Here is a 25757-nt window from a genome sequence, read left to right on the forward strand (position 1 = left end):
TTTAAGAAAATATATTATTTTAAAAATATAATGGAGATTTACATGACAGAAAAAATTTTATCACAACAATTACCTAAATGCCCAGTTGAAATTACACTACAAATAATTGGCAATAAGTGGAATATTCTTATATTACGCGATCTTATGGAACAAACTTTACGATTTGGAGAACTTCAAAGATCTGTTGGTAATATTAGCCAAAAGGTCCTTACTTCTTCTCTTCGTGATTTGGAAAACAAAGATATTGTTAATAGAAAAGTTTACCCACAAATTCCTCCTAAAGTTGAATATTCTTTAACCGATTTAGGAAAATCTCTTGAACCAATTATTAATAGTATGTACAAATGGGGAGAAAATTATAAAAATAAAATAAGCTAACAAACTTAGATTAAAATATCTAAGTTTGTTGGCTATAAAAATAATTAGTTAATAAACTATTTATTTAAAAGTTTAAAAATAGTTTTTCAGATAATTTCAAAGTTTATAGTAAGGATAATTTTGTAACGGAGAGATAGTTAATAAATTCCTTACTTAAAAATATTCCAAAATCAACTGCAAAATACATAACAATATACTATATAGCACTTTGTTATGTATTTTACAAATTTTTATTAAAATAGGTCAGTAAAATGATGTATACTACTATTCATCTATTTAACTTTCAATATAATCTAAAATTCCCCTAAATTTGTTAAATCATATTTATTAGGCATTACTTCTTTATTATCCCAATGTTCTACAATTTTACCATTTTCTAAGCTATAAATATCAAACTGAGCATAGTCTTGCTTTCCTACAAATACTTTTGAATAACTAACTACATAGTTTCCTTGCCCAATTACTTTAAAAACAAAGTCATAAGTAACTTTATTTTTTATTAAATAATTTTTGTATGCCTTACCTCTCTGTTCTATATCTTGGTTATGTTGTATTAAATCTTCTGAAACATATTTTGAAAAATTATCAAATTCATTATTTTGACAAATATCTACAATAAATTTTCTTATTGTCTTTTTATTTTCTTCTGTTTTATCTAAATCCTTGATACAAAAGTCCCCATAAATAGGATCTATATCCATAATATTTTTCGGATAATAATCTATAATATCCCAATGCTCAGTGATTTTCCCATTTTCATCAGCCTTAAAGATATCTGCAGTAATCCATTGAACTTCACCATCATCTAAGTACTGATGAACGTGAAGAAAAACAAAATTCTCATCTTCTATCGATCTTACAATATTCATCTTCCTTTTTTGGTGTCGTTTGAAAATGAAAAAATCTTCAAAAAACTCTGCGAATCCTTCTTTTTCATCAGGTACGCTCGTACTATGCTGTGTGTAAGTTTCTCCCATATAATTTTCTTGAATTTCTTTTATTTCTCCAATTTAAATACCTCTTATATATAAGTTTTTTGCATTTTCTAATGGTTTAGACATAATTAACCTCTTTCTATTTATTATTTATTAAATTTTCTTTTATTAAATACTCTTTCGCAACCTCAAGCGCTGTTTTTCCTTCAACATCTACTTTATAATTCATCTCTGCCATTTCTTTAGTACTTATTTTATTTGCAAGTTCTTCTAGAACTGTTTTTAGTTCAGGATATTTTTCTAATGTTTCTACCCTTAATAAAGGAGCAACTTGATAAGGTGGAAATAATTGTTTATTATCTTCTAAAATTTTTAATTTATTAGTTATAATTTGACTATCTGTTGAATAAACTTCAATAATGTCTATATTATTATTTGCTATGGCTTGATAACGTAAAGCTGGTTCCATTGTTTTTACGTCCAGATTAAGTTCATATAAATTTTTTAACCCTAAATTACCATCTTGTCTATCATTAAATTCTAAAGAAAAACCAGCAGTAGATATATTTTCTACCTTCTTTAAATCAGAAATAGTTGCTAAATTATATCTAGTAGCATATTCTTCCGTTACTGCTATTGCAAAAGTATTTTGAAATTCACTTGGTTTTAAATAAATCAGATTATCTTGTTCTAATATTTTTTCTCTTGCTATTTCATATACTTCTTTCGGATTAGTAGATATATTTTCTACAGAATTTTTTAGCAATGTTGTTGTAATAGTTCCTGTATATTCTGGATATATGTCAATACTTTTTGATTTTAAAGCTTCGTATAAAAAACTAGTTTTCCCAAAATTTGGTTTTACTTCTACTTTAATATTAGTTTTTTCTTCAATTAACAATTTATACATATTAATTATAATTTCTGGCTCTGCTCCAAGTTTACCGGCAATAATTAATTTTTGGTCATTGGCTTTTTGAAAAGGAACAAAGCTCATACATAGGCCAAAAATAGAAGCTAATAACGTTATAAATATTATCTTTGGCTTTTTATTTTGTAATAACTTTATAACTAAACTAAAAATAATGGCTAGTAATGCTGAAGATAATGCTCCAATCAGAATAAGACTTGAATTATTACGATCAATTCCTAGCAATATAAATGATCCTAACCCACCAGCTCCTACCAACGCAGCAAGTGTTGCTGTACCTATAACCATAATACTAGAAGTTCTTACACCAGACATTAAAATAGGCATAGCAAGTTCTAATTGGTATTTTTTTAGTTTTTCCCATTTTGTCATTCCAAAAGCGGTAGCTGCTTCTTCTAAAGAAGAATTAATTTCTGATAATCCTGTTATTGTACCTTGAAGAATGGGAAATATTGAATACAGTACAAGAGCAACAACCGCAGGAAGTGTACCAATTCCCATAAATGGAATAAATAATCCTAACAATGCAAGAGATGGAATAGTTTGGAATATTCCAGTAATTTGCAACAACCATTCTCTTGTTTTATTATAATTTGAAAAAACTATACCTAACGGAACAGCAATAATGATCGCAATAATTAAAGATAATAAAGAAATTTGCAAATGTTCAAACAAAGCTAGTAACCATTCTGATTTTTTCTCAATAAAAGTACTAACAATATTCACTAGCTAAACCCCCTTTATTCTAAAAAATTTTCTAACAAAGTCATTTGCCGGATTATTTTGTATTTCTGAAGATGTTCCTATTTGAACAATTTCTCCATTTTTCATCATACATATTCTATCAGCAAGTTTTAAAGCTTCGTTCATATCATGTGTTACAAAAAGAATTGTCATACAATATTCTCTATGCAACCTTTTTATCAAATTTTGTAATTGAGTTCTACTTAAAGGATCAAGCGCTGAAAAAGGCTCATCCATAAGTAATACTTTAGGATTAGAAATAATTGCTCTTAAAATGCCAATCCTTTGCTTCTCTCCTCCCGATAATTCTTCTGGTAATCTCTCCATATATTGCTTTGGGTCAAGACCTACTTTCTCTAACAACTCTTCTGTTTTTTTCTTAATAGTTGTTTTTTCCATTTTTTTCATCTCAGGAATAAGCGCTATATTCTCTGCCACCGTTAAATTAGGAAAAAGTGCTATTTGTTGCAAAACATAACCTATGTCTAAACGTAATTCTCTAAGATTGTAATTTTTTATTTTCTTATTTTGAAAAAAATATCTCCCTCTGTTTGCTCAATAAGTCTATTTATTAATTTTAGCGTCGTTGTTTTACCACTTCCACTAGGACCTACAATAACAAAAAATTCTCCTTTTTGAACATCAAAACTTATATTATTCAAAATTTTATCACCAAGCGAACTTTCTAAGAATACATTTCTATAACTTATCATATATTACCTCCTTTAATTTAATATACAGACTTATTTTTATTTATATCAATAATAAGAATAATATCATCAAACAGCTTTTTAGTTTAAAGCTTATTGTAAATTTTTTCTATTCTTTCTAAATAAGAATCTACTTCTTCAATTTCTTTATCTGTAAAACCTTTATATAAAACTTTCTACCATAAATATTTATATGAAAAATCTAAAAATTTCTTCTAATAAAAAATTCCATAACAATTCTCTGATTAGTAGTATAACAATTATAATATAAGATAGAAAATATCTTATAAACTTAACTATAACTCTAAATTCATAATGTATCTATAATATTTTTTACTAATTCAATTTGCTTACTTCTTTCAATTATACTCGAATTTATATCGTTATTACTTAAAATATTAACAACTTTAATCGCATAGTCAGATGAAACAAGTGCATGACCTCTCATATGTCCTGTTGCTATTGCCTGTGAATAAACTCTTGATGAAAATTTACTTATATCATTTACAGAATTCTTAGAAAGATTATTAGCTAAAAATCCTGCCTTTCTAAGTTCAAATAAACTAATTTTACCCTCAATTCTTCTATGTAATACATTACTAGTTTCAATAATAATATCATTCTTTATTTTTTCATCACCTATATTAATATACTTAATAAATCTTTCAGCATTATCTCTAGCCCATATTGCTAGCTCTTTTTGTGGTAAATTGTTTAAAAGTTTTTCTAATTTCACTCTTTTCTCAAAATCATCTACTATTTTTATTTTGTACGGTGATGGTACAATAATTTTCCCATCAATATATAGTTGTCTTTCATAATTATTCCATGCGTACTTCTCAGGATTCATTGGAAAATCTCCTAACAATTTCAAAATTTCATTTTAATTCTAACATATTTTTTTTATAACAAGTTAAAAATTGTTTATACAAAAAAACTCTAAGTATTTTCAACTTTGACAAAACTTAGAGTTTTTATTATTGCAAAATAAAATGTAACTTCTATATAAGAGATTACTTTTAGAGAATACAATATTTCTTTATTTTCTTTTAATTATCATATCATTATATAAGTATATTATTTGTTTTTTTTTATTCAAAGCATTAGTAACCATTGCATAAGCCACTTGTTTAGGACTAATTCCTTTCCATTTTCCTAATTTTCCTATAAAAATAGGAGATATAACTTGAAAAATTTTTATCCACATTGCCTCACTCCACCTTAAATTCTCTCTTTCTGGAGCAATTAACATAGAAGGGCGATAAAAACGATGCGCTCCCAGATTTAATTTCAGTAAATCATCTTCTAATCTCCCTTTTATTTGTAAATATTTATAACGCGATTTACTGTTAGCTCCCATAGCAGATACCAAATTAAAACTTCTCACTTTTCCCTCACATATCTTTGCAAAATTATAAACGTAGCCATAATCAACTTTTTCAAAATTTTCTTGACTTACTCTCGTTCCAATAGCACAAAAAATATCTGCTTGCTCTAATATACTCTCATTAACATTTGGATTATCGAAATCTATAATAAGTTTTTCTACTTTTTGATAATTTGGTAATCTATTTATGGACAAACGTCCCAAAATATAGACTCTTGAATAATTAGGATTAGCTACTAGTTCCTGCAAAAGATGCCCTCCTATTTCTCCTGTAGCACCTAAAAGTATCGCTGTTGACATAATATTCCTTTCCAATTTACAGAATTTTCTTCTATAGAAATTTCAAATTTAGAAATTAACAATTAACTTATTAGTTCTGTAAAATTTATATTTTCTTTTATTATTAATTTTATGATATTATTATAGTATTTAATAGTAAAATATTAAATATCACTACACGACATTTCTTTAACAATTACTGCCAAAATATTTTACTCTATTTATTATAATTTATCTTTATACATTAACTTCACTACCAAAGTTCACTTCCCCTATATGAGAAAGTCTAAACGGTTTTTTCTCTTCTCCTCCACCCACAAAGTATAAGCGTACTCTTTGAGACTTAGTATTACCTACATTATGATATTCTACTGTTCTTAATGTATATTTTTCTAGATTTATATCACTTGATTTCTGTGGCTCTCCAAACTTCTCAATAATTTCGGTTAACTCCGTTCCTCCTTCTGAATAAATACCTTCTCCAACTGATAATTTTTCAACATCTTCTTTTGTCCATTTAAAATTATGATCAATAGTATATGTAGGTGGGGCTTCTATTCTATTATTACTACTAGTTACACTATCATTATAAATTGAAATAAAAATAAATACTATAATTATAGATACGGTAGATAGAGCAATACCAACAAGAGAATGAATTTTAGAATCATTATCTTTAATAAGAGCTCCAACAATACCAATAAAAATTCCCCAAAAAGCAAAATTTATATGCAGCATATTAAAAAATGGAATCCATGATCCTGCTAAAGAAACAAAACTTATAATAACAGAAAGAATACTTAATATATTTGATAAATTTTTTCTTTTTGTATTTGTCAAATAAATAAATATAAAAAATAAAATTACAATAAAACTAAGCCCCAATTTAGCTAATATAAAAGCTCCTATACCTATAATTAAAAAGTACACACTAATTACACATAGTAAAATAATTAATATATTTTGAATTGTACTTGATTTATTTTTCATTTAAAACTCTCCTTTCATTTTCAAATCTGCTAATAAGACTTAATTTATATCTAAAATTTATATACTATATTTATTAATCATTCTTTTTCTAAATCTATATTAATATGTTGAACGGTACCATTCCATTTTTGCAACTCTTTTTTTATAAACTTTGGACGTAAGTCATAATTAGATAAATTTTCTATCGATAACCATTCACACTCAAAGCTATTTTCATCCACTGTATAACTAGGCGGAGATTCTAAAAGTTCTACTTTATAATGAAACTCTATCATATGATGTAATTCATCATAATAATAAAATCTGTTTTCTACAACAAACATTAAATCCTTTACTAAACATTCTACTCCTAATTCTTCTTTTACTTCTCTAAATACAGCATTATAGCTTGATTCTCCAACTTCTATTGCCCCACCTACTAAATGATTTTGATTTTTAACTTTATAGGTTAGTAGTTTATTATCTTTTACTATTATAGCTGTTACTCTAACACCATATCTAGAGTTGTCAGTTATTACTCTAAAGTCCATTATGAACTCCTTTCTACATTTTCTTAATAAGATATCTATAGTAATCTTATAAATTAAAAATATATAGGCATAGTTATCATTTTGATTAATATTAATTACTACGCCTAGTTAAATTTATGAATAATCTAGCATCAAAATAATAAATACTAGATTTTATATTTTACATATTGAACATATAATTTTCAGTTAAACAATATATTAATAACATTAGTTTTTCAAAATTTGGACTTGATAAAGTCTGAAAATCAATAAAAAAGCGAACAGTTCTATTTGATATTATCTTAAGTAATAAAGTTCACTCTTTTGTTATTTGTCTGCATCTACAATCATTACTCTTCTATATACTAATTTAGAAAACTACGTTTGACTCGCAATCTCTTTAATAATTTTATCTATTGAATATTAAAATCTGACTGAAGTTTATCAATAATATCTTTAAGTAAGTTTTTATTAACTCTATATTTTAAATCGTTATTTTCAATATCAATCATTAATAACTGTTTATTAATCATTTTTTGTGTATGAAAAGATACTGCTGCACTTGTAATATTTAATAATTCAGCAACTTGTTTAACTTTCATATTTGGTTTAATGACTTCTTGTAATATTTGATACCTTGTATCATCACCTAAAACTTTCAATACATCAGTAAACTTCTCATTATCAATACTCTGATTTTTATATAATTCTTGTTCAATATCAACTGATGCAATTAAAATATCGCTTTCTGTATATGCCAACGTTACTTGCCATTTAGACAAGATAAATGTATATATTCTTTCCTCATGCGATTGTATAAACGATAATAATCCTTTCGTAGTGGGAAACGATTCAAACATGTCTAACGTAAATTGTTTAGCATAATCACGTACACTTTGCTCAAATATTTTATAAAAGGGATCATATATTTTGGATACTTGACGTGAAATATTAATCATTTTTTGAACAGTATCTTTAGGATGACGAATAGCCATGCTCCAAAACCATTTATTACTTGAAGATTTTGAACTATTTTCTAATAATTCAAACATTTTTTCTTTAGTAACATCTTGAAGTTTTACTTCTGGTAATGTACTAACTTCATTATTTTGTATAGTAGTTGCTCGTAATGTAGTATACATGATTCTTTCAATATCTTGTAAAGGCAATGATTCTACTATTTCTAAAAATTGTTCTAAAGTTTTTGGATCTTTACCATTTCGTAACACATCAAAATAAATATGATGCAGTAAGCTGTAATGATATCCCCACAAATAATATTTCTCGCAATCTTCTTTTAAAAAATGTATCGCTTGTTCAATATTTTCAAATATGCTCTTATCTAATTCAGAATCACTTTTTTCATTAAAAACTCTTGGTACAAATAGATAATCTACAATTTTATTTCGATAATGCTCAATTTCTAATGTCATTTTATTTCTCCTTTATGCTACTTCTGTCTATTATAGCACATTATATATACCAACAACAGTATACTGAAACCTAGTAAAATATAGGAAATTATTTTTGCTGATAATATAAGTACTGCACCAGAAAATAATAACTGCATAACTATAATACCCACTTGTAATAATACGTTTAATCCTGCAGAAAAAGTCGCTAACTTATCTTCTGGTATAGAATTATATATCATAGCAGAAAATTTAGGATTTATAACACCTGCAATAATGGCACTAAACAATACTGATAGTAATAATAAATAACCATTTTCTAATATCAATCCTATAAAAACTACTGGTATAAGATATCCTACTAATTTAATACTTTTTAAAACATTAAATTCTTTAAAAATATTTGTTGTCATTAAACTCCCTAAAATTGTACCACACAAAACAACAATATTAACTGCCACAATAGATATTTCATTTGATATAATACTCAAATTTGGTGTTTGCTTCAAAGATAATATAAATAGACTTGGTATAACAGAAAATAATGCATTGACAAAAATAAGAACAGTTAAAGACATCATTAGTAATGGAATACGTTTAGATTCTATCCAAGAATTTTTTAAGCTCATAAACCATGATTCTTTTTTATTTGAATAGTACTTATGCTCTTGTTTAAAAGTCTTATCATCTTCTTGCAATAAAGATTTTAATGTTTTAGAAATACTTAATACAATTAATAAACTTATGACAAATGTCAAAGCATTAAAATATGCTAGTTGTTGATACGTTAACCATAAAATTAATACTGAACCACTAGATTTAAAAATAATTTGCAACATTGAAGAGACTGCACTTCGAAAAGCAATACTTGCTTCTCTATCATCATTTGTTACAATCTTTAAACTAATTGGTATATATAAAAAAGATTCATATTTTCCTGCTAAGTCGGAAAATAAATTCAAAACAATGGCAACAATAACAATCCATAACGCAGGAGTGAAACCCATAGCAAAACCTACAATTAGATATAATATTGCTCTGAATAACAATGTATATATAATTTTATTAACTTTTTGTTTTTCTTGATCAGCTTTAATACCAATAAATACTAATAATAAAATTGGTATAATCTCTGACAAAGTAACTAATGAAATAGCCAGCGATGTTTCTGGTATCATTAAAACATAGCTCATTAATGCTAAATAGTATAATGAATCTCCAAAATCAGAAACCATATCCGCCAAAAATAATTTCATAAATAGTTTATTCTTTATAACCTTAAACATATTAAACACCTACTTCAATAAAATTAAATATTTGTTTAATTTTAGAATACCATACACTTAGAAATTTGTAAAGTATTTATTTAATGTTTGTTAAATATTTATTTATGAGGATTTGCTGTTATCATTATTTAATATAAAATTAACCACCTATTTCTTTTGAAATAGGTGGTTTTTTAAACTAACTATTTAATAATAGACTCTATTAGTTTTTCAATATTTTATAAAACACTTACTTAATTTGCTTGTTCTTAATAGATATAAACTGAAAAATAATGGTCTACCCAGTTATAACAATAATTCTAATAATCTCTATACAATTCAAACCAATTAAAAGTTGACTTTCATTTTATTTAATATATTCTCTACTATAGACTTTTTATAAGGTAACCCCACAATAACAATATTTCATTGGAAAAATTATAAAAAATTCATGATTTATTTTTTAATAATATTACCTATATTTTATCTTCTTCTAGAAATAACATATTTTTGATATCCTTTATATCTTCTAAAAAATAATTCAAGTATCCATAAGTTTTATCTCATTTTAAAATTAAAATTTAGTATCCCCAATATTCTCCTTCAAATACAAATTTCTCAGGGTTGTCTTTTATATAATTTAGCTCATTTTCTTCCCCGTCATATTCAAAAACAAAATCGTCGAATTCATCTAAAATCTCAAAAAATTCTTCTTCGCTTTCTTCGTGAAATTTATCTAGCATTTCTTGTCTTTCATTTCTATCAAAAGAAATTGTGCCATCTAAATAATCAATTACTTTTTGAAAATTATTAGCATATTCGTTCATTCCAAAATATTTAAAACCTTTTAAAGCATCCTCCCAAACTATTCCTGTAGAATTAAAGAAAAATTGATAATGACCTCCATTATTTACTTCTGCAAAATACCAAGTAATAGCGAATAAATACCTTTGTTCTAAAGTAAAATTCTCTGCCGATTTAATGTAATCTTCATAGCTGTCATAAATATTAATTATATTCCACATTGGATCAATAATATCCCAAGAATCCTTACAATTTTTAATATTATCTACGGTAAATTTTGTATATTTTAGTTTTTTTTCTAAGCTTGCCATTTGCACACCTCCTATATTTTTTATTATTTATATGTTTCTATGTATTAATTTTTGACAATAGTACTACTGTCTCCACATTAGCAGTCTGCGGAAACATATCTAAAGGTATAACTTTTTTTATATTGTATTTCTTAGACAGAACATTTAAATCCCTTGCCAACGTTGATGGGTTACAGCTAACATAAACTATTTTCTTTGCATTAGTTGTTAATAAATGCTTTGATAATTTACCTAATCCAGAACGAGGAGGATCTACTATAACAACATCAAAATTTATCCTCTCTTTTTTCCATTTTGGTAAAACTTTAACAACATCTCCTACTTCATAATGGCAATTAGTTAAATTATTAAGTTCAATATTTTCTTTTGCATTACGTATTGCATCTTCTATTATATCAATACCATAAACTTCTTTACTATACTTGCTTACATATTGACCTATTGCCCCAACTCCACAAAATGCGTCTAAAACTATATCTGTATTTTTTATTTTCGCTACATCTACAACTAAATCAAACAAGTTTTTTGTTTGTACCGGATTTAATTGAAAGAATGAGTTTGCAGATAATTTATAAGAAATATTTCCTATTTTCTCTATTATATAATCATTACCGTACAATACTGTTGTATCTTCTCCTAACACTAAATGACTTTTTTCGTCAGTTATATTTAAAACTATACTTTTTATTATTTTTTCTTTCTTCAAATAATTAACAGCTTGATTCAAATTTTTAATTTGTTTTGTATTTGCTACAAATATAACTTGTACATCTCCAGTAGCGAACGAAGTTCGTGTTGAAATATATTTTATACCTTTAAATTTCTTAGAACTAGAAATAGGCAAATTAAATTTAACTATACTATTTTTTATACGTTCAGTTATTTTATTACCATTTTCGTGAAGTACTACACAATCATTAATATTAACCAGTTCATTAGTTCCTTCTTTATAAAGCCCTGCTATTAACTTTCCATTCTTTATAGCAACAGGAAATTGATTTTTGTTACGATAATGTTTTTGTATAGGACTAGGAATAGTTTTTTCTATTTTTATATTTTTTCCATTTAAATATTTTGAAAAAGCATCTACTACTATATCTCTTTTAAATTCTAATTGTTTATTGTAATTTACATGAATTAAATTGTACGCTCCACTTTCCAAAAATTCTTTTCTAACATTATCTATTCTATAAGAACTTTTTTCTTTTATATTTAATAATTTTGCTTTAATATACTTTGAAGTTTCTTCTATAATTTCACAATTCACAACTTCTTCTGGTAAAGCACCTTTTACAAAAGTAATTTTTTTCTTGTAGTAACCTATACCTTCACCATTAATTCCAATTTTCTTTATTGTAAGTAAAATACGTCTTTTCATTTATTGCCCTTTCATTTAATTATAAAATATATTTTCGGATAAAAAATAAACTAGATTTTTAAAAGTAAATATACACTTAAAAATCTAGTATCATTCTTTCAGATTAATATAAAAACTTATTTTATAGTTTTGATTTCGTTATCTAATTCTTCTACCAATTCAATTAATCTATCTATTTGTTTCAAATCTACACTTTCGGGTTCAATATTGTCTAATTCACTCGCTAAATTTTCAAATTTACTTTTTAATTCTTCTAAAATATTAACAGACATAGATATCTCCTTATTATTTAATATTATAATTATATAATAAAATTCTCACAAATACCATATATTTATCAAATAATATATTTTGAAAAAGATAACACTTAATTATTGATATTTTTTCAAAATATATTATTATATTTATAAGGTTATTTATAGTTAAATTAAGGAAAGGGTGTTATCATATGTTTGTAAACTTGGCAGTTAATTTATCAATAAGCTCAAGTTTTTTAGAATTTTATAATTCTATAATGGGATTTCTAAATAATTTTTCTACGTTATCAATATTCTATGTTATAAATACACTGATTGTTTTAACAATAATATTTTTAGAATCTCAAAAAGCCTCATCATCATGGGCTTGGATTTTGGTATTATTACTTATTCCTTATTTAGGTCTGTTACTCTACTTAGTTTTAGGACGACCTATATATAGAGAGAAGATTTTTCCTTATTCTAAACAAGAAAAAATAGAATACCAAAAGAGTTTATTAGAAACAAATTCTCCTTACAATATTAAAGAAGATGAAATAGTAAAATATAAAAGTAGAAACTTAATAGCTTTAAATTATCATTCTGATCAATCATTTTTATCAGAAAAAAATCAAATAACTATTATTACTAGTGGAGAAGAAAAATTCCGTTTATTATTTGAAGATATAAAAAATGCAAAAGAGTATATCCACATTCAATATTATATTCTAAAAAAAGACAATATCGGAAAAGAACTTTTTGATCTCCTAATTCAAAAACTTAATGAAGGTGTTAAAGTATATGTCCTTTACGATGACATAGGCTCTAGAACTCTAAATAAATATACTCTAAAAAGATTGATCGAGGCTGGAGCAAAGGTGAAAAGCTTTTTCAAATCATCACTTCCTCTTATAAATTTTCGTATGAATTATAGAAATCATAGAAAAATTGTTGTAATAGATGGTAAAATAGGTTATACTGGCGGATTTAACGTGGGGGATGAATATCTAGGAAGAGATAAAAAACTAGGATACTGGCGTGATACACATATAAGAATAGTTGGTGAGGCGGTTGCAACATTAAACTTCCGTTTTATAGACGATTGGAATTCACAAGTTCTAAAGAAAAAGAAAAATGAATTAATTGACTTAAATGAAAAACATCTCTATAACTATGAAAAAAATAGCGGTAATATACCTATTCAAGTCGTTACTAGTGGTCCGGATGATAGATTAGAACAAATTAAATATGGTTATTTACATATGATAAATAGAGCTAGAAAGTATATTTACATTCAAAGTCCATACTTTATACCAGATGAAAGTGTTGTTGATGCCTTAAAAATGGCTATCCTTTCTGGTATTGATGTTAGAATTATGATTCCTAGTATTCCTGATCATATTTTAGTACGTTGGGGGAATTATTACTACGTTGGAGAATTAGCAAATATGGGAGCAAAAATATATGAATATGGAAAAGGATTTTTACACGCAAAAACAATTATCATTGATGATGAAGTTACCAGTGTAGGGAGTGCTAATTTCGATAATAGAAGTTTCAAACTAAATTTTGAGATAAACACTTTTATTTATGATAAAGAAACTACCAAAAAATTCAAAGAAATATTCCATAGTGACATAAGAAATTCAAAATTATTAACAAAAGAAAAATATAATAACAGAAAAATTACAATCAAATTTAAAGAAGCGTTAGCAAGATTAATATCACCTATTTTGTAATAAAAATAATATTGTCTTTTTATACGAAATATGCTATATTTACAATAGTTAACAATTTAGGAGGAAACTAAATAATGAAAAAAATGAAAAAGGTAATTTTACCTATAGCACTTAGTGCGTCAGTTATAGGCTTGGCTGGATGTTCAAGTTCAAACTCTGAAACATACATCACTTCAAAAGCAGGAGATGTAACTCAAAAAGAAGTTCTAGATAGTATGGGGCAACAACAGGTATCAAAAGCAGCAACTGACATAGCTATCAAAAAAATACTTTTAGAAAAATATAAAGATAAAATTGATGAAAAATATATAGATGAACAAATAAAAACTGCTCAAGAAAGATATGGTGGTAAAGAACAGTTTGAAGCAACTCTGAAACAACAAGGATTCACACTAGATAAATACAAAGAAGCCTTAAAAGTTCGTACAGCTCAGGCTTATATGATTAACGATTATAAAAACGTTAAAGAAGAACAATATAAAGAAGCATACGAACAAGATAAAGTTCAATATCACCTTGCACATATTCTAATTTCTGTAAAAAGCTCATCAAACCCTAACGGACTTAGCGATGAAGAAGCAAAATCTAAAGCTGAAGAAGTTTTACAAAAAGTTAAAGATGGAGAAGATTTCTCTAATTTAGCAAAAGAATATTCTACGGATAAAGCTAATGCTTCTAATGGTGGAGATCTAGGATGGGTTTCTAAAGGAAGTAGTTCATTTGTATCAGAATTTAATGAAGCTGCATTTAAGTTACAAAAAGGAGAAACAACTTCTGAACTTGTAAAAACACCTTTTGGATACCACATTATTAAATTATTAGATACGAAAGAAGTTTCATATGAAGAGCAAAAAACTCAAATAGCAGAAAAAATAGCACAAACAGCTGTATCACAAGATCCTACTGTTTATAGCTCTGCTTTGAAAAAATTATTTGAAGAGTACAATGTTAAAGGAACAACAAGCGATGTAACATCTTATATAAATGATATGTTATCATCTAAAACAACAACTCAACAACAACAATAATAAAAAACCTTAATATACAGTTTGTATATTAAGGTTTTTTGGCTCTTTGTCAAGTACGTTGATGAAAAAAATTGATATAAAAATGTTTATAACTTTAAAAACGTTGATCTTATAGGGTTTTTCACTTTGAAAATTTTTTAATATATATTTTTATACATAACTAAACAAGCCTACTCCACATATCATTTTTGACCTTTATTGACTTTTATTGTCTGGTTAAAATTATAGTAGGCTTATTATATATTAAATTAACAAGCTCAAGATGTATCTTTCAATTCATTATATTTTCTTCTTTTTTCTTTTCTAACAATATCTTCTGAAAAAGAAATTACATTGAAAGCTAATAATATTCTTAATCTAAAATTCTCAAAGTTTCTAAATCCATATCCTATTCTTTTTATTAATTTTATCTTATTATTAATACCTTCTACTACTCCATTAGAGTACGGATATTTTAACGCATTAATGACATATTCTTCATATTTTAAATAGGTTGATAGTGCTGATTTCATTTCATTGGATATATTTCCGTTATCTCTTCTAATTATCTCTTTAAATTCTTCAATATTTTTATTATCGAAGGCAGAGATAAAATCTTGATATAGCCAGTACATATCTCTTAACATATCATCAAGTCCTATTATATAGTCTAATATTTCATACTCGTTTTTAAAATTTTCATAGTATCTATAATATCTATAACCACAATCTATATCTTTAAATTTTTTATAAAGTAAATCTCTAAACTTTTTTGTAACTTTATATGGGTCATAATATTTTCTATACCTATTCATTACTTCTATTCTTTTCTTCAATAAAGCATCTCTCATAAGTCTTTTTATATGAAATCTATCTATTATTATCTTCGCATTAGGAAATTGTTTCTTAGCTAATCCTATATAAGTTCCCCAAAAATCAGTTACAAAAAAATTCACATTAGACTTAGCTTCTAACGTGAATGACCTAAAATACTTCTCTAGACTATTTTTTCTCCTGGTAAGCAATATATCTTTTATTTTATGTTTATTTCCATCTACAATTATAAAATTCATTTTATTATTATAACTCTTAACCCCTCTAAATTCATCTACACACAATACTTTAGGTAATACTTTTTTATTAATTATTTTTAAATGTTTAAATCGTGCTAAATTTCTTTGTACTGTGCTAGGAGAAATAAAATTTTCTCTTGCGATTTGTTTATGAGAAGTAACTCCTGTCATACTTACTATAACCTGTGATGTTATTTGATTTGATATACTTTTATTCTCATCTATTAATTTTGTTTTAGGCACAAATTTCAATTCACAATTATTACATAAATATCTCTGCTTTTTTAGTCGTAAAACTAACTTTTGATTATTTATTTTATTAAACAAAATATCTGATTTGTAAGTTCCGTTTTTTACAATTTTCTTTTTTCTACATTTAGGACATTTTTCATCAGCTTGAATTAACGTTCCATTAATTAACTTTGCCTTTTGATTTTTTATTATTATATTTTCTATATTGTCATAGAGTATTAAATTTTCTTCTTCTGATAAATTAAATAGCTCTTTTAACATACACATTCCCTTCCTTCAAATGTATATAAATGTATATATTAAATATAACATAAAAAAAGACCAAGTTAAATAACTTAGTCGTTGTTGTTGATATATGTATTACGATATGTCATTAAATATAGCTACATATCTAACTAATAGAGTATCACATTATTTTTTATATTGCAAGTATTTTTTTAAAATTTTTAAAAATAGATCTAATTCTTTTTCAAAATATTTACTAACACATAAAAAGCAAAGAAAAAAGCCCACTGAATAGTGGACTATAAATAGTTATCTTGAATTTCATTATATATAAAATATTTTATTTTGTCAATATTAACAAATTAATCTCTAATTGGATACTTTGGATACTTTGGATACTTTGGATACTTTGGATACTTTGGATACTTTGGATACTTTGGATACTTTGGATACTTTGGATACTTTGGATACTTTGGATACTTTGGATACTTTGGATACTTTGGATACTTTGGATACTTTGGATACTTTGGATACTTTGGATACTTTGGATACTTTGGATACTTTGGATACTTTGGATACTTTGGATACTTTGGATACTCCAAAATTGTAACTGTTGATTTTACTTTGTCAACACTTATTTATATTTTTTCTTATTTCATTCTTCTATTATTTTTCCTAACTTCCACATTTTTTGAAAGTCCTTTTGTATATTTATGTTCTTTTATTATTTCATTAAATTTTGTATGTAATATATCTCTTTCTAATCTAACTTCGCTAAGTAATTTCTTTATATCTTGTATATCAATGTTTTTTGGTATTTTTAATTTCCTTAGTATTTCTTCAGATAAAACTTTCTGTCTATTATTATCTTTTTCAAGTAGTGCTGAATGTATTTTATTAAGCTCAGCTATTTTCGTATCTAATCTATCTAGCTCTTTTTCTACTTCTTCTAGTTTTGTTTTAAATGTTTCCTGGAACTCTTTAAATACATTATACCCTGTTACGTTATTTTTTGAAAGATAATTAAATTCTTCAAGTAATTTATCTAATTTTCCTACGTAATAATTTTTATAAATTACTTGTTCTTTATTTTCATTTGATAATTGTTTGGCAAGGACACTTCCTTTTATGTATCTATTGTCTTGTGCGTTTTTGGAATTAGTAAAGTAAAAGTAATCGTTCCTTTTAATAAATACTTCGTAACCTTCTTCTAATTTATCTAATTTTTGATGCGGAATTAATATTACTCCTTTACTACTTATCCCAAAATCTACTTCAAGATAAATGCCTCTTTTTGTTTCACTAAGAACCTGCCAATCTTCAATTATAAATCTTATCTCAAAATCCTCTGCTTTCTCTTCTTTATATTCTTCGTAAAGATCTTTAATTTTTTCTTTTGGTATTTCTTTTGCGTTTGCTTGGGTCATTTTTATAATATTATCTATTGAGTAATATCCATTTTTTGCGAGTGTATTTTCTCTAATGTATCGTTGTTGGTTAGTGTCTTTTAGTTTATATTTTATTTCTTTACCATTAGTATTGATTTCTATATTGAGTAACTTTGCTTTTTCTAAAAAATCATCTAATGAATTTGAATGTTTAAGGAGAAATTTTAATCTTTCTTTTAATTCATATCTAAATGTATTTTGTTTTTTATATGCTTCATATTTTTTGTGGTCTATTATTCTATCTCTATCTATTATTTTTGCCCCAAACATATCTGCGTGTTTGTCCGATATTTTTTCTAAACTTTTCTTTGTTCCTTTAGTCCATCTAAATTTTTTGAGTGTTACACTATTAGTTGTATTAAATATTATATGGTTGTGTAAATGTTCTTTATCAAGATGTGTCGCAATCACAAATTCGTGATTACCTCCAGTAAGTTCTAGTACCGTTCTTCTTCCTATCTCGTGAACTTCTTCTGGTGTTAGGTTATCATCTGGACTAAATGATTGTATTATATGATGAGCTAGTACATCTACTTTTCCTGCACTTCTATCCCCCATAAATTCTTTTGCCTGAAGTTTTGTCATCATCATTTCATCGTACGCAAATCTTACACTTGATAATCCGTAAATAGATACCATTTCTTTATTACCGTCTTTGTCGACAAAAAATTCTACATTGTATTCATCATTTGTAATTTTTGTTTTTTGCGAGTTAGTAATATAATCTAGTTTGCTCCCTAAATCATTTTCAATATTTTCTACAAAGTTTTTAGTTTTCTCACTATCATCAATATAATTTAATCCTAATTTTAAGTTTTTTGATGTTTTTATTTGAAAGACTTTTGTAACTACCAAAATATACCCCCCTTTCTTTTTATTTTTAACCTTTATAAAAGCAGATATTCATTTTTAGAATAATTAAGATACTTTTAAGACGTTTTAAATTTTTTTGGTATAAAATATCATTTTTTCTTTTTAATCGTCTTATATACCCCTTATTTTAGTCGTTATTTTTTTACATCTCTTTTTTTAATTCTTTATTTATGATTTTATAAATTTTTTCTTCTAGTTCAACTTGATTTTCTAAAATTTGTTCAATATCTCCCTCTCTTACACTTCTATTTTCATTGGCGAGTTTTACAATTTGATTTATATTATTTCCTATTCTATTTACTTCATATTTTATCTCTTTTATTAATGTAAAGTCTATTAATTTTATTTCTCCGTTAATAAGCATTTCTCTTGCGTAATCTGAAAAATTATTTTTATTTGCCTTTTTTCGCATTCTTTCTAATATTTTATTTTTTTCTTCTTGATTTAAATAAATTTTTTTTTGAATTGGTCTTTCTCTACTCATTTTATTCTCCACTTTTATATGTTACAAATATATTACAAAGTTTGTTTTTTATCTTAATTTCAAATATTACAAATATGTTACAAAAATACCCCCTTTTTCTTTTTCCGTTATGGCAAGCGTAGCATTTGAGTACCTAAAATGCTGTCTACAATATAAAAATCTCAAATTTACAACGTAAATATCAGATTTATATATTTGTATTTTTGGGGAAAATCCCCAATCCCCTTGCCTATCTTTCTCATTATTTTTTTGTCTTATTTTATTATTTTTCTTTCTGCATTTTTCTTATTTTAGAAAAAAACAAAGACAGAATTTTTTTATTTTCTGTCTTTGTTTATAATATTATTTTTTTTAAAATTTCATTTTACCATTCAGGATTTCCGTTATTTTTAATATTATTAATTATTTCTTTTATACTTATTTTTAGTTTTTCAAAATTTTCTTCGCTGTATGTTTTTAATTCTTCAAATGCGATTATTATTTCTTCGTGAATATCTGGTATTCCCTCTGTTTCTTCTATATCAATTTTAAGTTCTTCTAATAATTTTTTATAATCTAAATCGTCTATTATCTCTTCAATATTGTCTTCTATTTCTTTTGGAATCCAATAAGCTGATGTTATTTTTTCTAGTAATACTCCTACTGTAGTTACATATCTTTCTTCGTTATATTCCATTATTTTTCTTCTCCTTCTATGTCTTCTTTTTTATTTTGTTTTCGCCTTTTTAGTAAACTCATTATATCATATTCAGGTTCTTTGCTTGGGACTTTTTTGGTGCTTCTACCTCTTTATTTAACATTTGTTCATTTACTTTTTTATTTATTTTATCTTCTAATTTTATGACAACTTGTCCTTTTATTTTGTTTAAATTGTGTTCTATTTTTGATGTTATTTCTTTTGCGTTTGTATGAATATTTTGAATTATGTTATCTAATTCTTCGTAGTTTTCTTTTCCACTCATATAAGATTTTAAGTAACCAAATGAATACTCGCTTGTATCAATTCCAAAATAATTTGATACTACATAAGCGATACTTTCTGCTTCTAATTCTCCTAAATTATATTCTGTTGTTCCTGGTCTTGTTTCTAAATTTCTATGTAATTTTGAGTGGGCTAGTTCGTGTAGTAATGTCTTTATTGTTTGTGAGCCACTAAGTCCTTTTTGGATATATATTTTATTTTCTTTAGAGTAATATACTCCATTTGCTTTATTATCTAGTTCTTTAAATTCAATTTCTACATTATTATTTTTTGCGTAAAGATTTATTGCTTTATAGATATTAAAATAACCGTCTACTTCTTTTTCTAAGTTATATATCGGTTTCGGTAATTCTTTTCCTTCTGTTTGGGATACATCAAATACTGTATGTTTTTTAAAGCGTATTGTCTTCTCTGGATTACCTTTAGAGTCCATTATTATATTACCGTCTTTATCTTTTTTATCTTCTTCAAATACACCTATTATTGATATTCCTTTTTCTCCTTTTTTTACTTGTCTACCGAATTTATTTATCCAATCTTTGTAGCTTGCGACTGCCGTTGCTTTTGGATTTTGTTTAAATATTAAGTCAACATTTCTTCTCGAATACCTAGTAAATTTACTCATTGTTTTTAAATAATTTTTGTAAATATCTGTATTCTCATATTCTTTTATTCCTTCTTTTAGTAGTTTATTTAAACCGACTGTATCGTTATTTTTTATATAATCCGCAACTGTTTTACTCGCTACTTCTTCTTTATTTTGATTTTTATTTTTTTCTTCGTTAGTTAGTGCTTCATTAAAAAATTCTTTTTTTATTTCTGATTTTGCGTGTTCTATTTTTTCTTTCTCTCCTATATTATTTTTTATAATAGACATTAGTTCTTTCCCACCGTCTTTTATATATTTTTCATTAATATCTAATTGTTCTATTTTACCAAAACGTTCTCTATATACTCCTAATATTTCTTTTTCCTTTGTATTTGTAAGTTCAAGTGATAATTTTTTTCTTAATTTCATTATTGATGCTGGCACTAGATTTTCGCTCTCTTGTTTAAATAACAGTAATAAATCTTTATCTTCAGTTTTTATTGCCTTTGATAAATCTAATCTATTGAATTTTTCTATATCTGTTAAATCATCAAAATAAAATGATGATGTATCTAATATTAACTCAAGTTCTGGTAATACTTGCAATTTTTCAAAAGCATATCCACTATTTGAAATCATTATGTTATCATAATTACCATTACCATTCGCAAAGTCTATTAATGTTTTCTCTGCATTTTGTCCTTCTTTAATAGGAAATATACCTGTAAGGTGCATAAAGTGTTCTTTTCTAAACTCTACAGTTACGCTATTTACCTCATCATTGTCTTTATATAAATAATGTACTTTACTATCAGACAAATCGTTTAAATACCATTTAGCTGTAGTTTGAATTGTGGGAGCGTATCTATTTAATTTTCTAAGTTCTTTGTCTTTTATAGGGTGGTAATTTTTCTTATAATTTGACATTTCAGGATTTTTTATGGTAAAATGTAGTAAATGTTGAGATTGAGTTTGATTTGGCGACAAGTCATTCAAAGGTTGAGTTTCTAACTCTTCAGGTAGAGGTGCTGCCTTCTGTTTATCAGAAAAATCCCCGTCTTTTATCTCGACTTTTTTATTTTGCCTTGTTTCTTCAAGGTCTTTTTTTGTTTGGTTTGTTTTAATATCACTTAAACCTGTTTCAATAATTCTATCTCCTTCTATTATCATTTGTTTTTTAGGTTCTACTGTAAATGTAATATTGTCCCATATATCTTCTAAGTAATCTTTATCTGTTTTTTTATTAGTTTTTTCATTCATATTTTTATTATTTTCCTTTACTTTTTTTAGTACATCATTCCAATCGACTTTTTCTTTATTTTTTAATAGTTTAGGTAGGTCTTTATTAAATATAATACCTTTATTCTCTAGTTTATTAATAAAGTTTAAGCCTGCTTTATCATTATCTACCGCAAGTGTTATTACTTCTTTGTTTCTTTCTTCCTCGAAGTATGTTGTTTTTTTAATTATGTAATCTAAATAATCTATAGATCTATTACTATTTATTTTTATGTCTTCTACATTTGAGTTTTCAAATAATTTTTCTGTGAAGTAACGTGCTATTACTCCTTCTTTTAAGCCGTCCATTGCGATTAGTTTTACGTTGTTTAGCTTGTCTTCGTTTAGCTCGTAGTAACTCATCATATCTATTGGAGCTTCAAAAAATATTAGGTTGTCTGCTTTATCTCCTATTTGAATATTAAAGCCTGACGTATTATCCGAGTTGTACATTATTTGTTTAAGGTAGCCCTTACCTGCATAACGCTCTTTATTAGGTACTATACCTTGCATACTTCCACCTACTATATTTTTATCACTATCTAAATATTTAAAGACGATTACTTGTTCTTCGTAACCGTCTTTTGTTTTTCTATTTACTAATGATAATACTCCTTTTTTTAAGAAGTAATCTATTGTTTCGTTAGATATCCCCCTTACTTCAGTTAGATATTTTCTAGCGTTAGTAAAATCCGTTTCATATTTTCCTAAGTGATATTTAAAAGGTTCTTTCTTAATCTCTTTAATTTTTACCTCTTTAAATTCCCCTGTTTCTAAAAATGTCATAGCTTCTTTATACGATACACCTTTAATTACTTGAACTAACTCTATTACATCTCCACCAATATCTCTTGAATACCACTTAAACATATTTTTAGCTATGTTAATCTTAAATGAATCGTGGTCTTGCCAATAATACTCTGACCTTCCTGAAGGTAACATATTCATATCTAATGAACGTGCTACATCTAATATATTTAATTTCTTTGCGTCTTCTTTTGTGAATGTCATAGGCTTCTTCCCCTATCTATATTTTTATTTTCTTCTTGTTTCTGTTTTTCAAGTACATTTTTAGGTGTTTCAAAATTGTTTAGTTCTGGATATATCTTTTGTATTGTATCTAGCTTATTATGTCTATATAATAAGCTAGAATTTATATAGTATGTTTCGTTAGGTTCTCCTATATATTCCCCTTTCTCAAAAGCATCAAAGGAGATAATTTGTAGTTCTGTAAGTTCTCCTTTATACCAAGCACCTAAGTAGTTTTCTATATAATCTTCTATTTTTTCTACATCTTCATCTATATCCGACAAATAGCCTACCTGCCAATGTTCTCCACTAGAATATCCGTAAATATCTTTTATAATTAATCTAGTATCGTATTTTTCTAATATCTTATCTATTTCATTTATTTTGTCTTGTAATATTTCTTTTGAGTAGTCAGGCAAGTATTCTACTGAATATATATAATCAAACCTTTTGTTTATATAATCAGCATAATCTTTATACTTATCATTAAATACAGTAAAATTATTCGCAAAATCATAGTATTCTTTATGTGTTTTAAAATGTGAAATATCTAGTTCACTTGTAACGTCTTTTAATTCGTATGTATCTATATCAAGCATTCCCATATAAGTATCATTGTTTAATACGTACTCGTGATGAATTAGTTCGATTTCATCATAGTTTTCAATTAGATAATCTAATATTTGTGTGTGGTCTTCTTTATCTGATTTATAATCATTTATTATTTCTTCCGCTATTACTAAATCTTCATCTATATATACGTTTAACGGAGATTTCAGTAGTAATATTTCTTCATTTTCTAGATCTATTCCTATTACTTTATCATCACTAGAAACAACTTTTGTTTCTAAATTATTTATCTTTGTATCTATGCTATTTTGTTTGTTTTCTATCTCTTCTAGCTTTCTTTCTAAACCGAATGCTTTATTTGTATTAGAAACTAGATAATCATAATTTTCTCTAGTTATTTCTAATGTAGATACTCTGTAATACTTCTCCTTATCATCTGGAACAAATGAAAAAAAGTTATCCGCAATGTCTTTAAATTCCTGATAATTCATTTTTCTAACTGCTTCAGTTACTATCATATTTTGTAAATCTATATCTTTTGTCTTATCTGTTATCCAACCATTTAAACTTATCTCTTTGATTGTATCTAACAATACGTCGTTATTTATTTTATTAATAACTTTCGGATAATATCCTACATTTAATGCCGTATCCTCTACTATTTCCTTTTTTAAATTTTTATAAGTTCTTTTGTTTACTCCTCTTTCGTCCATTTTTCCTCCTAAAAATAAAAAAGAACTAGATTTTTATTTCTAGTTCTTAAATTATATATTATAATTTTTTATTAATCTTACTAGCTATTTGATGATATACTAAATAAGATTCCTAAACCTATAGTTACAACCGTAAAGATTATCTTTAATATTGGGATTGTTATTAATTTAAATATATGTATTATTATAAATATTATTAGTATAGCTATTAATATTCCTAATATTATATCTTTAATATCAATATCTGTAGAGTATTTTTTCAATTCATAGAATGTAAAATATATTATTACCATACCTATTGCCATTAATATAATCGCATAAAAGAAATAGTATATTGCTTGATAATTATTATATTGAATTAAATATATTGCTGTATCGCCTAGTTTTTCTCGTTCAATAAGTTCATAATTTAATTGTTCTAGGTTAAAAGTATAAACAAAAGCAATAATACTATAAATTATAGTAATTATTATTTGTTTTATATTGTTTATTAGCAATTCTAAGAATTTATCCATTATTATTTTCCCTTTTTATTTCCTCATACATATTTAATTTTCTCTCTATACTTTTTATCCTTTTTAAGTATAAATAGATTATTATAAGAAAACTAAATATCAATATTAATAATAATCCTGATAATATTATTATTGTAATTGTAGCTATTTCTTTTTGTTCAACATTGAAAGTAGTATAGTTAATAAAGAATAATCTTGACAATTTATATAATGTATAACCTAAGAATCCTACGATTGATATGACTATAGAATTTAATAAATATTTTACATTTTGAGAAAATTTATACTTGGATTTAATTTCTGTATAATTTAATATATAATCTTTTTCATTCATTTTTCTTATTTTTTCATATTCTAAATTATATATATTCTTTCTTTTTTCTTGGTTTTTTTTCCATATCTTTTTTATCTTTATTTTATTTACTTTCATAAAATAAACCTCATTTCTTAATAATAATTTTATCATACTTTTATACTTTTACAAATTTTAAAATACTATTATCTTTTTATTGTAAAAACAATATACGTTTTTTTCTAACTCTGATATAGTTGGAAAAATACAAATTCTTTCCATTGATTGTTTTATTTCTTCTCGACTAACCTTTTCTATAAATACAGCATACTTCCATTTTTTTGATTCTTTTCTTAAATAATATTCAAATGTTTTTCCATTGTGAAGTTCACTTACTTTATGTCTTCTTGCGATATTTC

Annotated in this window: 23 protein-coding genes and 1 pseudogene; 4 read left to right on the forward strand and 20 right to left on the reverse strand. The window is 25.4% G+C overall.

Going from position 1 to position 25757, the window contains the following annotated elements; genetic code table 11:
• The first annotated feature begins 42 nt into the window (after positions 1–42).
• Positions 43–378: a winged helix-turn-helix transcriptional regulator gene (locus AC1XWJ_RS02925; protein ID WP_483334397.1), complete on the forward strand. Its 336-nt coding sequence runs from the start codon at positions 43–45 to the stop codon at positions 376–378.
• Between the two features lie 293 nt (positions 379–671).
• Here AC1XWJ_RS02925 and AC1XWJ_RS02930 read toward each other — a convergent pair whose 3' ends face one another.
• The 12 genes and pseudogenes from AC1XWJ_RS02930 to AC1XWJ_RS02985 form a co-directional block, all read right to left on the reverse strand.
• Positions 672–1355 carry a nuclear transport factor 2 family protein gene (locus tag AC1XWJ_RS02930; RefSeq protein ID WP_483334398.1) on the reverse strand — a complete coding sequence of 228 codons (684 nt, stop codon included), beginning with the start codon at positions 1353–1355 and terminating at the stop codon, positions 672–674.
• Between the two features lie 97 nt (positions 1356–1452).
• Positions 1453–2970 (reverse strand): ABC transporter permease/substrate-binding protein, encoded by a 1518-nt coding sequence (locus tag AC1XWJ_RS02935; protein ID WP_483334399.1) that lies wholly within the window; start codon positions 2968–2970, stop codon positions 1453–1455.
• A 3-nt stretch (positions 2971–2973) separates the two neighbouring features.
• Positions 2974–3701, reverse strand: a pseudogene (locus AC1XWJ_RS02940) (ATP-binding cassette domain-containing protein).
• 307 nt (positions 3702–4008) lie between these two features.
• Positions 4009–4548 (reverse strand): putative immunity protein, encoded by a 540-nt coding sequence (locus AC1XWJ_RS02945; RefSeq protein WP_483334400.1) that lies wholly within the window; start codon positions 4546–4548, stop codon positions 4009–4011.
• Positions 4549–4737: 189 nt separating this feature from the next.
• Positions 4738–5385, reverse strand: coding sequence for a Rossmann-fold NAD(P)-binding domain-containing protein (locus AC1XWJ_RS02950; RefSeq protein WP_483334401.1), 648 nt, complete (start codon positions 5383–5385; stop codon positions 4738–4740).
• 216 nt (positions 5386–5601) lie between these two features.
• Positions 5602–6354, reverse strand: a complete 753-nt coding sequence (locus AC1XWJ_RS02955) for a hypothetical protein (RefSeq protein WP_483334402.1) — start codon at positions 6352–6354, stop codon at positions 5602–5604.
• A gap of 77 nt (positions 6355–6431) precedes the next feature.
• Entirely contained in the window at positions 6432–6884 is a 453-nt protein-coding gene (locus tag AC1XWJ_RS02960) for an NUDIX hydrolase (RefSeq protein WP_483334403.1), read from the reverse strand.
• A gap of 392 nt (positions 6885–7276) precedes the next feature.
• Positions 7277–8296, reverse strand: a complete 1020-nt coding sequence (locus tag AC1XWJ_RS02965; RefSeq protein WP_483334404.1) for a hypothetical protein — start codon at positions 8294–8296, stop codon at positions 7277–7279.
• Positions 8297–8313: 17 nt separating this feature from the next.
• Positions 8314–9561, reverse strand: coding sequence for an MFS transporter (locus AC1XWJ_RS02970; RefSeq protein ID WP_483334405.1), 1248 nt, complete (start codon positions 9559–9561; stop codon positions 8314–8316).
• 560 nt (positions 9562–10121) lie between these two features.
• Complete coding sequence (locus AC1XWJ_RS02975; protein WP_483334406.1) at positions 10122–10655, reverse strand: DMP19 family protein; 534 nt, start codon at positions 10653–10655, stop codon at positions 10122–10124.
• A 37-nt stretch (positions 10656–10692) separates the two neighbouring features.
• Positions 10693–12033 (reverse strand): 23S rRNA (uracil(1939)-C(5))-methyltransferase RlmD, encoded by a 1341-nt coding sequence (gene rlmD / locus AC1XWJ_RS02980; RefSeq protein WP_483334407.1) that lies wholly within the window; start codon positions 12031–12033, stop codon positions 10693–10695.
• A 116-nt stretch (positions 12034–12149) separates the two neighbouring features.
• Positions 12150–12305, reverse strand: a complete 156-nt coding sequence (locus tag AC1XWJ_RS02985; protein ID WP_483334408.1) for an SE1561 family protein — start codon at positions 12303–12305, stop codon at positions 12150–12152.
• Between the two features lie 176 nt (positions 12306–12481).
• Between AC1XWJ_RS02985 and cls the strand changes: the two genes are divergently transcribed.
• Entirely contained in the window at positions 12482–14008 is a 1527-nt protein-coding gene (gene cls, locus AC1XWJ_RS02990; protein WP_483334409.1) for a cardiolipin synthase, read from the forward strand.
• Positions 14009–14082: 74 nt separating this feature from the next.
• Entirely contained in the window at positions 14083–15036 is a 954-nt protein-coding gene (locus tag AC1XWJ_RS02995; RefSeq protein WP_483334410.1) for a peptidylprolyl isomerase, read from the forward strand.
• 257 nt (positions 15037–15293) lie between these two features.
• On the opposite strand, the gene AC1XWJ_RS03000 is transcribed toward AC1XWJ_RS02995, so the two are convergent.
• Positions 15294–16601, reverse strand: a complete 1308-nt coding sequence (locus tag AC1XWJ_RS03000; RefSeq protein WP_483334411.1) for an ISL3 family transposase — start codon at positions 16599–16601, stop codon at positions 15294–15296.
• Between the two features lie 346 nt (positions 16602–16947).
• Between AC1XWJ_RS03000 and AC1XWJ_RS03005 the strand changes: the two genes are divergently transcribed.
• Positions 16948–17175, forward strand: a complete 228-nt coding sequence (locus AC1XWJ_RS03005; protein ID WP_483334412.1) for a hypothetical protein — start codon at positions 16948–16950, stop codon at positions 17173–17175.
• Between the two features lie 40 nt (positions 17176–17215).
• Here AC1XWJ_RS03005 and AC1XWJ_RS03010 read toward each other — a convergent pair whose 3' ends face one another.
• The 7 genes from AC1XWJ_RS03010 to AC1XWJ_RS03040 form a co-directional block, all read right to left on the reverse strand.
• Positions 17216–18868 carry a relaxase/mobilization nuclease domain-containing protein gene (locus tag AC1XWJ_RS03010; RefSeq protein ID WP_483334413.1) on the reverse strand — a complete coding sequence of 551 codons (1653 nt, stop codon included), beginning with the start codon at positions 18866–18868 and terminating at the stop codon, positions 17216–17218.
• A gap of 160 nt (positions 18869–19028) precedes the next feature.
• Positions 19029–19370 (reverse strand): plasmid mobilization protein, encoded by a 342-nt coding sequence (locus tag AC1XWJ_RS03015; protein WP_483334414.1) that lies wholly within the window; start codon positions 19368–19370, stop codon positions 19029–19031.
• Between the two features lie 364 nt (positions 19371–19734).
• A complete protein-coding gene (locus AC1XWJ_RS03020) occupies positions 19735–20046 on the reverse strand; it encodes a hypothetical protein (RefSeq protein ID WP_483334415.1) in 312 nt (103 codons plus the stop codon).
• Positions 20047–20107: 61 nt separating this feature from the next.
• The gene (locus AC1XWJ_RS03025; protein ID WP_483334416.1) at positions 20108–23230 is read right to left on the reverse strand and encodes a PBECR4 domain-containing protein; all 3123 of its coding nucleotides are present in this window, start codon (positions 23228–23230) and stop codon (positions 20108–20110) included.
• A complete protein-coding gene (locus tag AC1XWJ_RS03030; RefSeq protein WP_483334417.1) occupies positions 23227–24531 on the reverse strand; it encodes a hypothetical protein in 1305 nt (434 codons plus the stop codon). The genes AC1XWJ_RS03025 and AC1XWJ_RS03030 overlap by 4 nt, the downstream gene beginning before the upstream one ends.
• Positions 24532–24611: 80 nt before the next feature.
• A complete protein-coding gene (locus tag AC1XWJ_RS03035) occupies positions 24612–25046 on the reverse strand; it encodes a hypothetical protein (protein WP_483334418.1) in 435 nt (144 codons plus the stop codon).
• Positions 25039–25476: a hypothetical protein gene (locus AC1XWJ_RS03040; protein ID WP_483334419.1), complete on the reverse strand. Its 438-nt coding sequence runs from the start codon at positions 25474–25476 to the stop codon at positions 25039–25041. Before AC1XWJ_RS03040 ends, AC1XWJ_RS03035 begins: the two co-directional genes overlap by 8 nt.
• Between the last annotated feature and the right edge of the window lie 281 nt (positions 25477–25757).

It is taken from the genome of Gemelliphila sp. 1F1, from assembly GCF_056897515.1.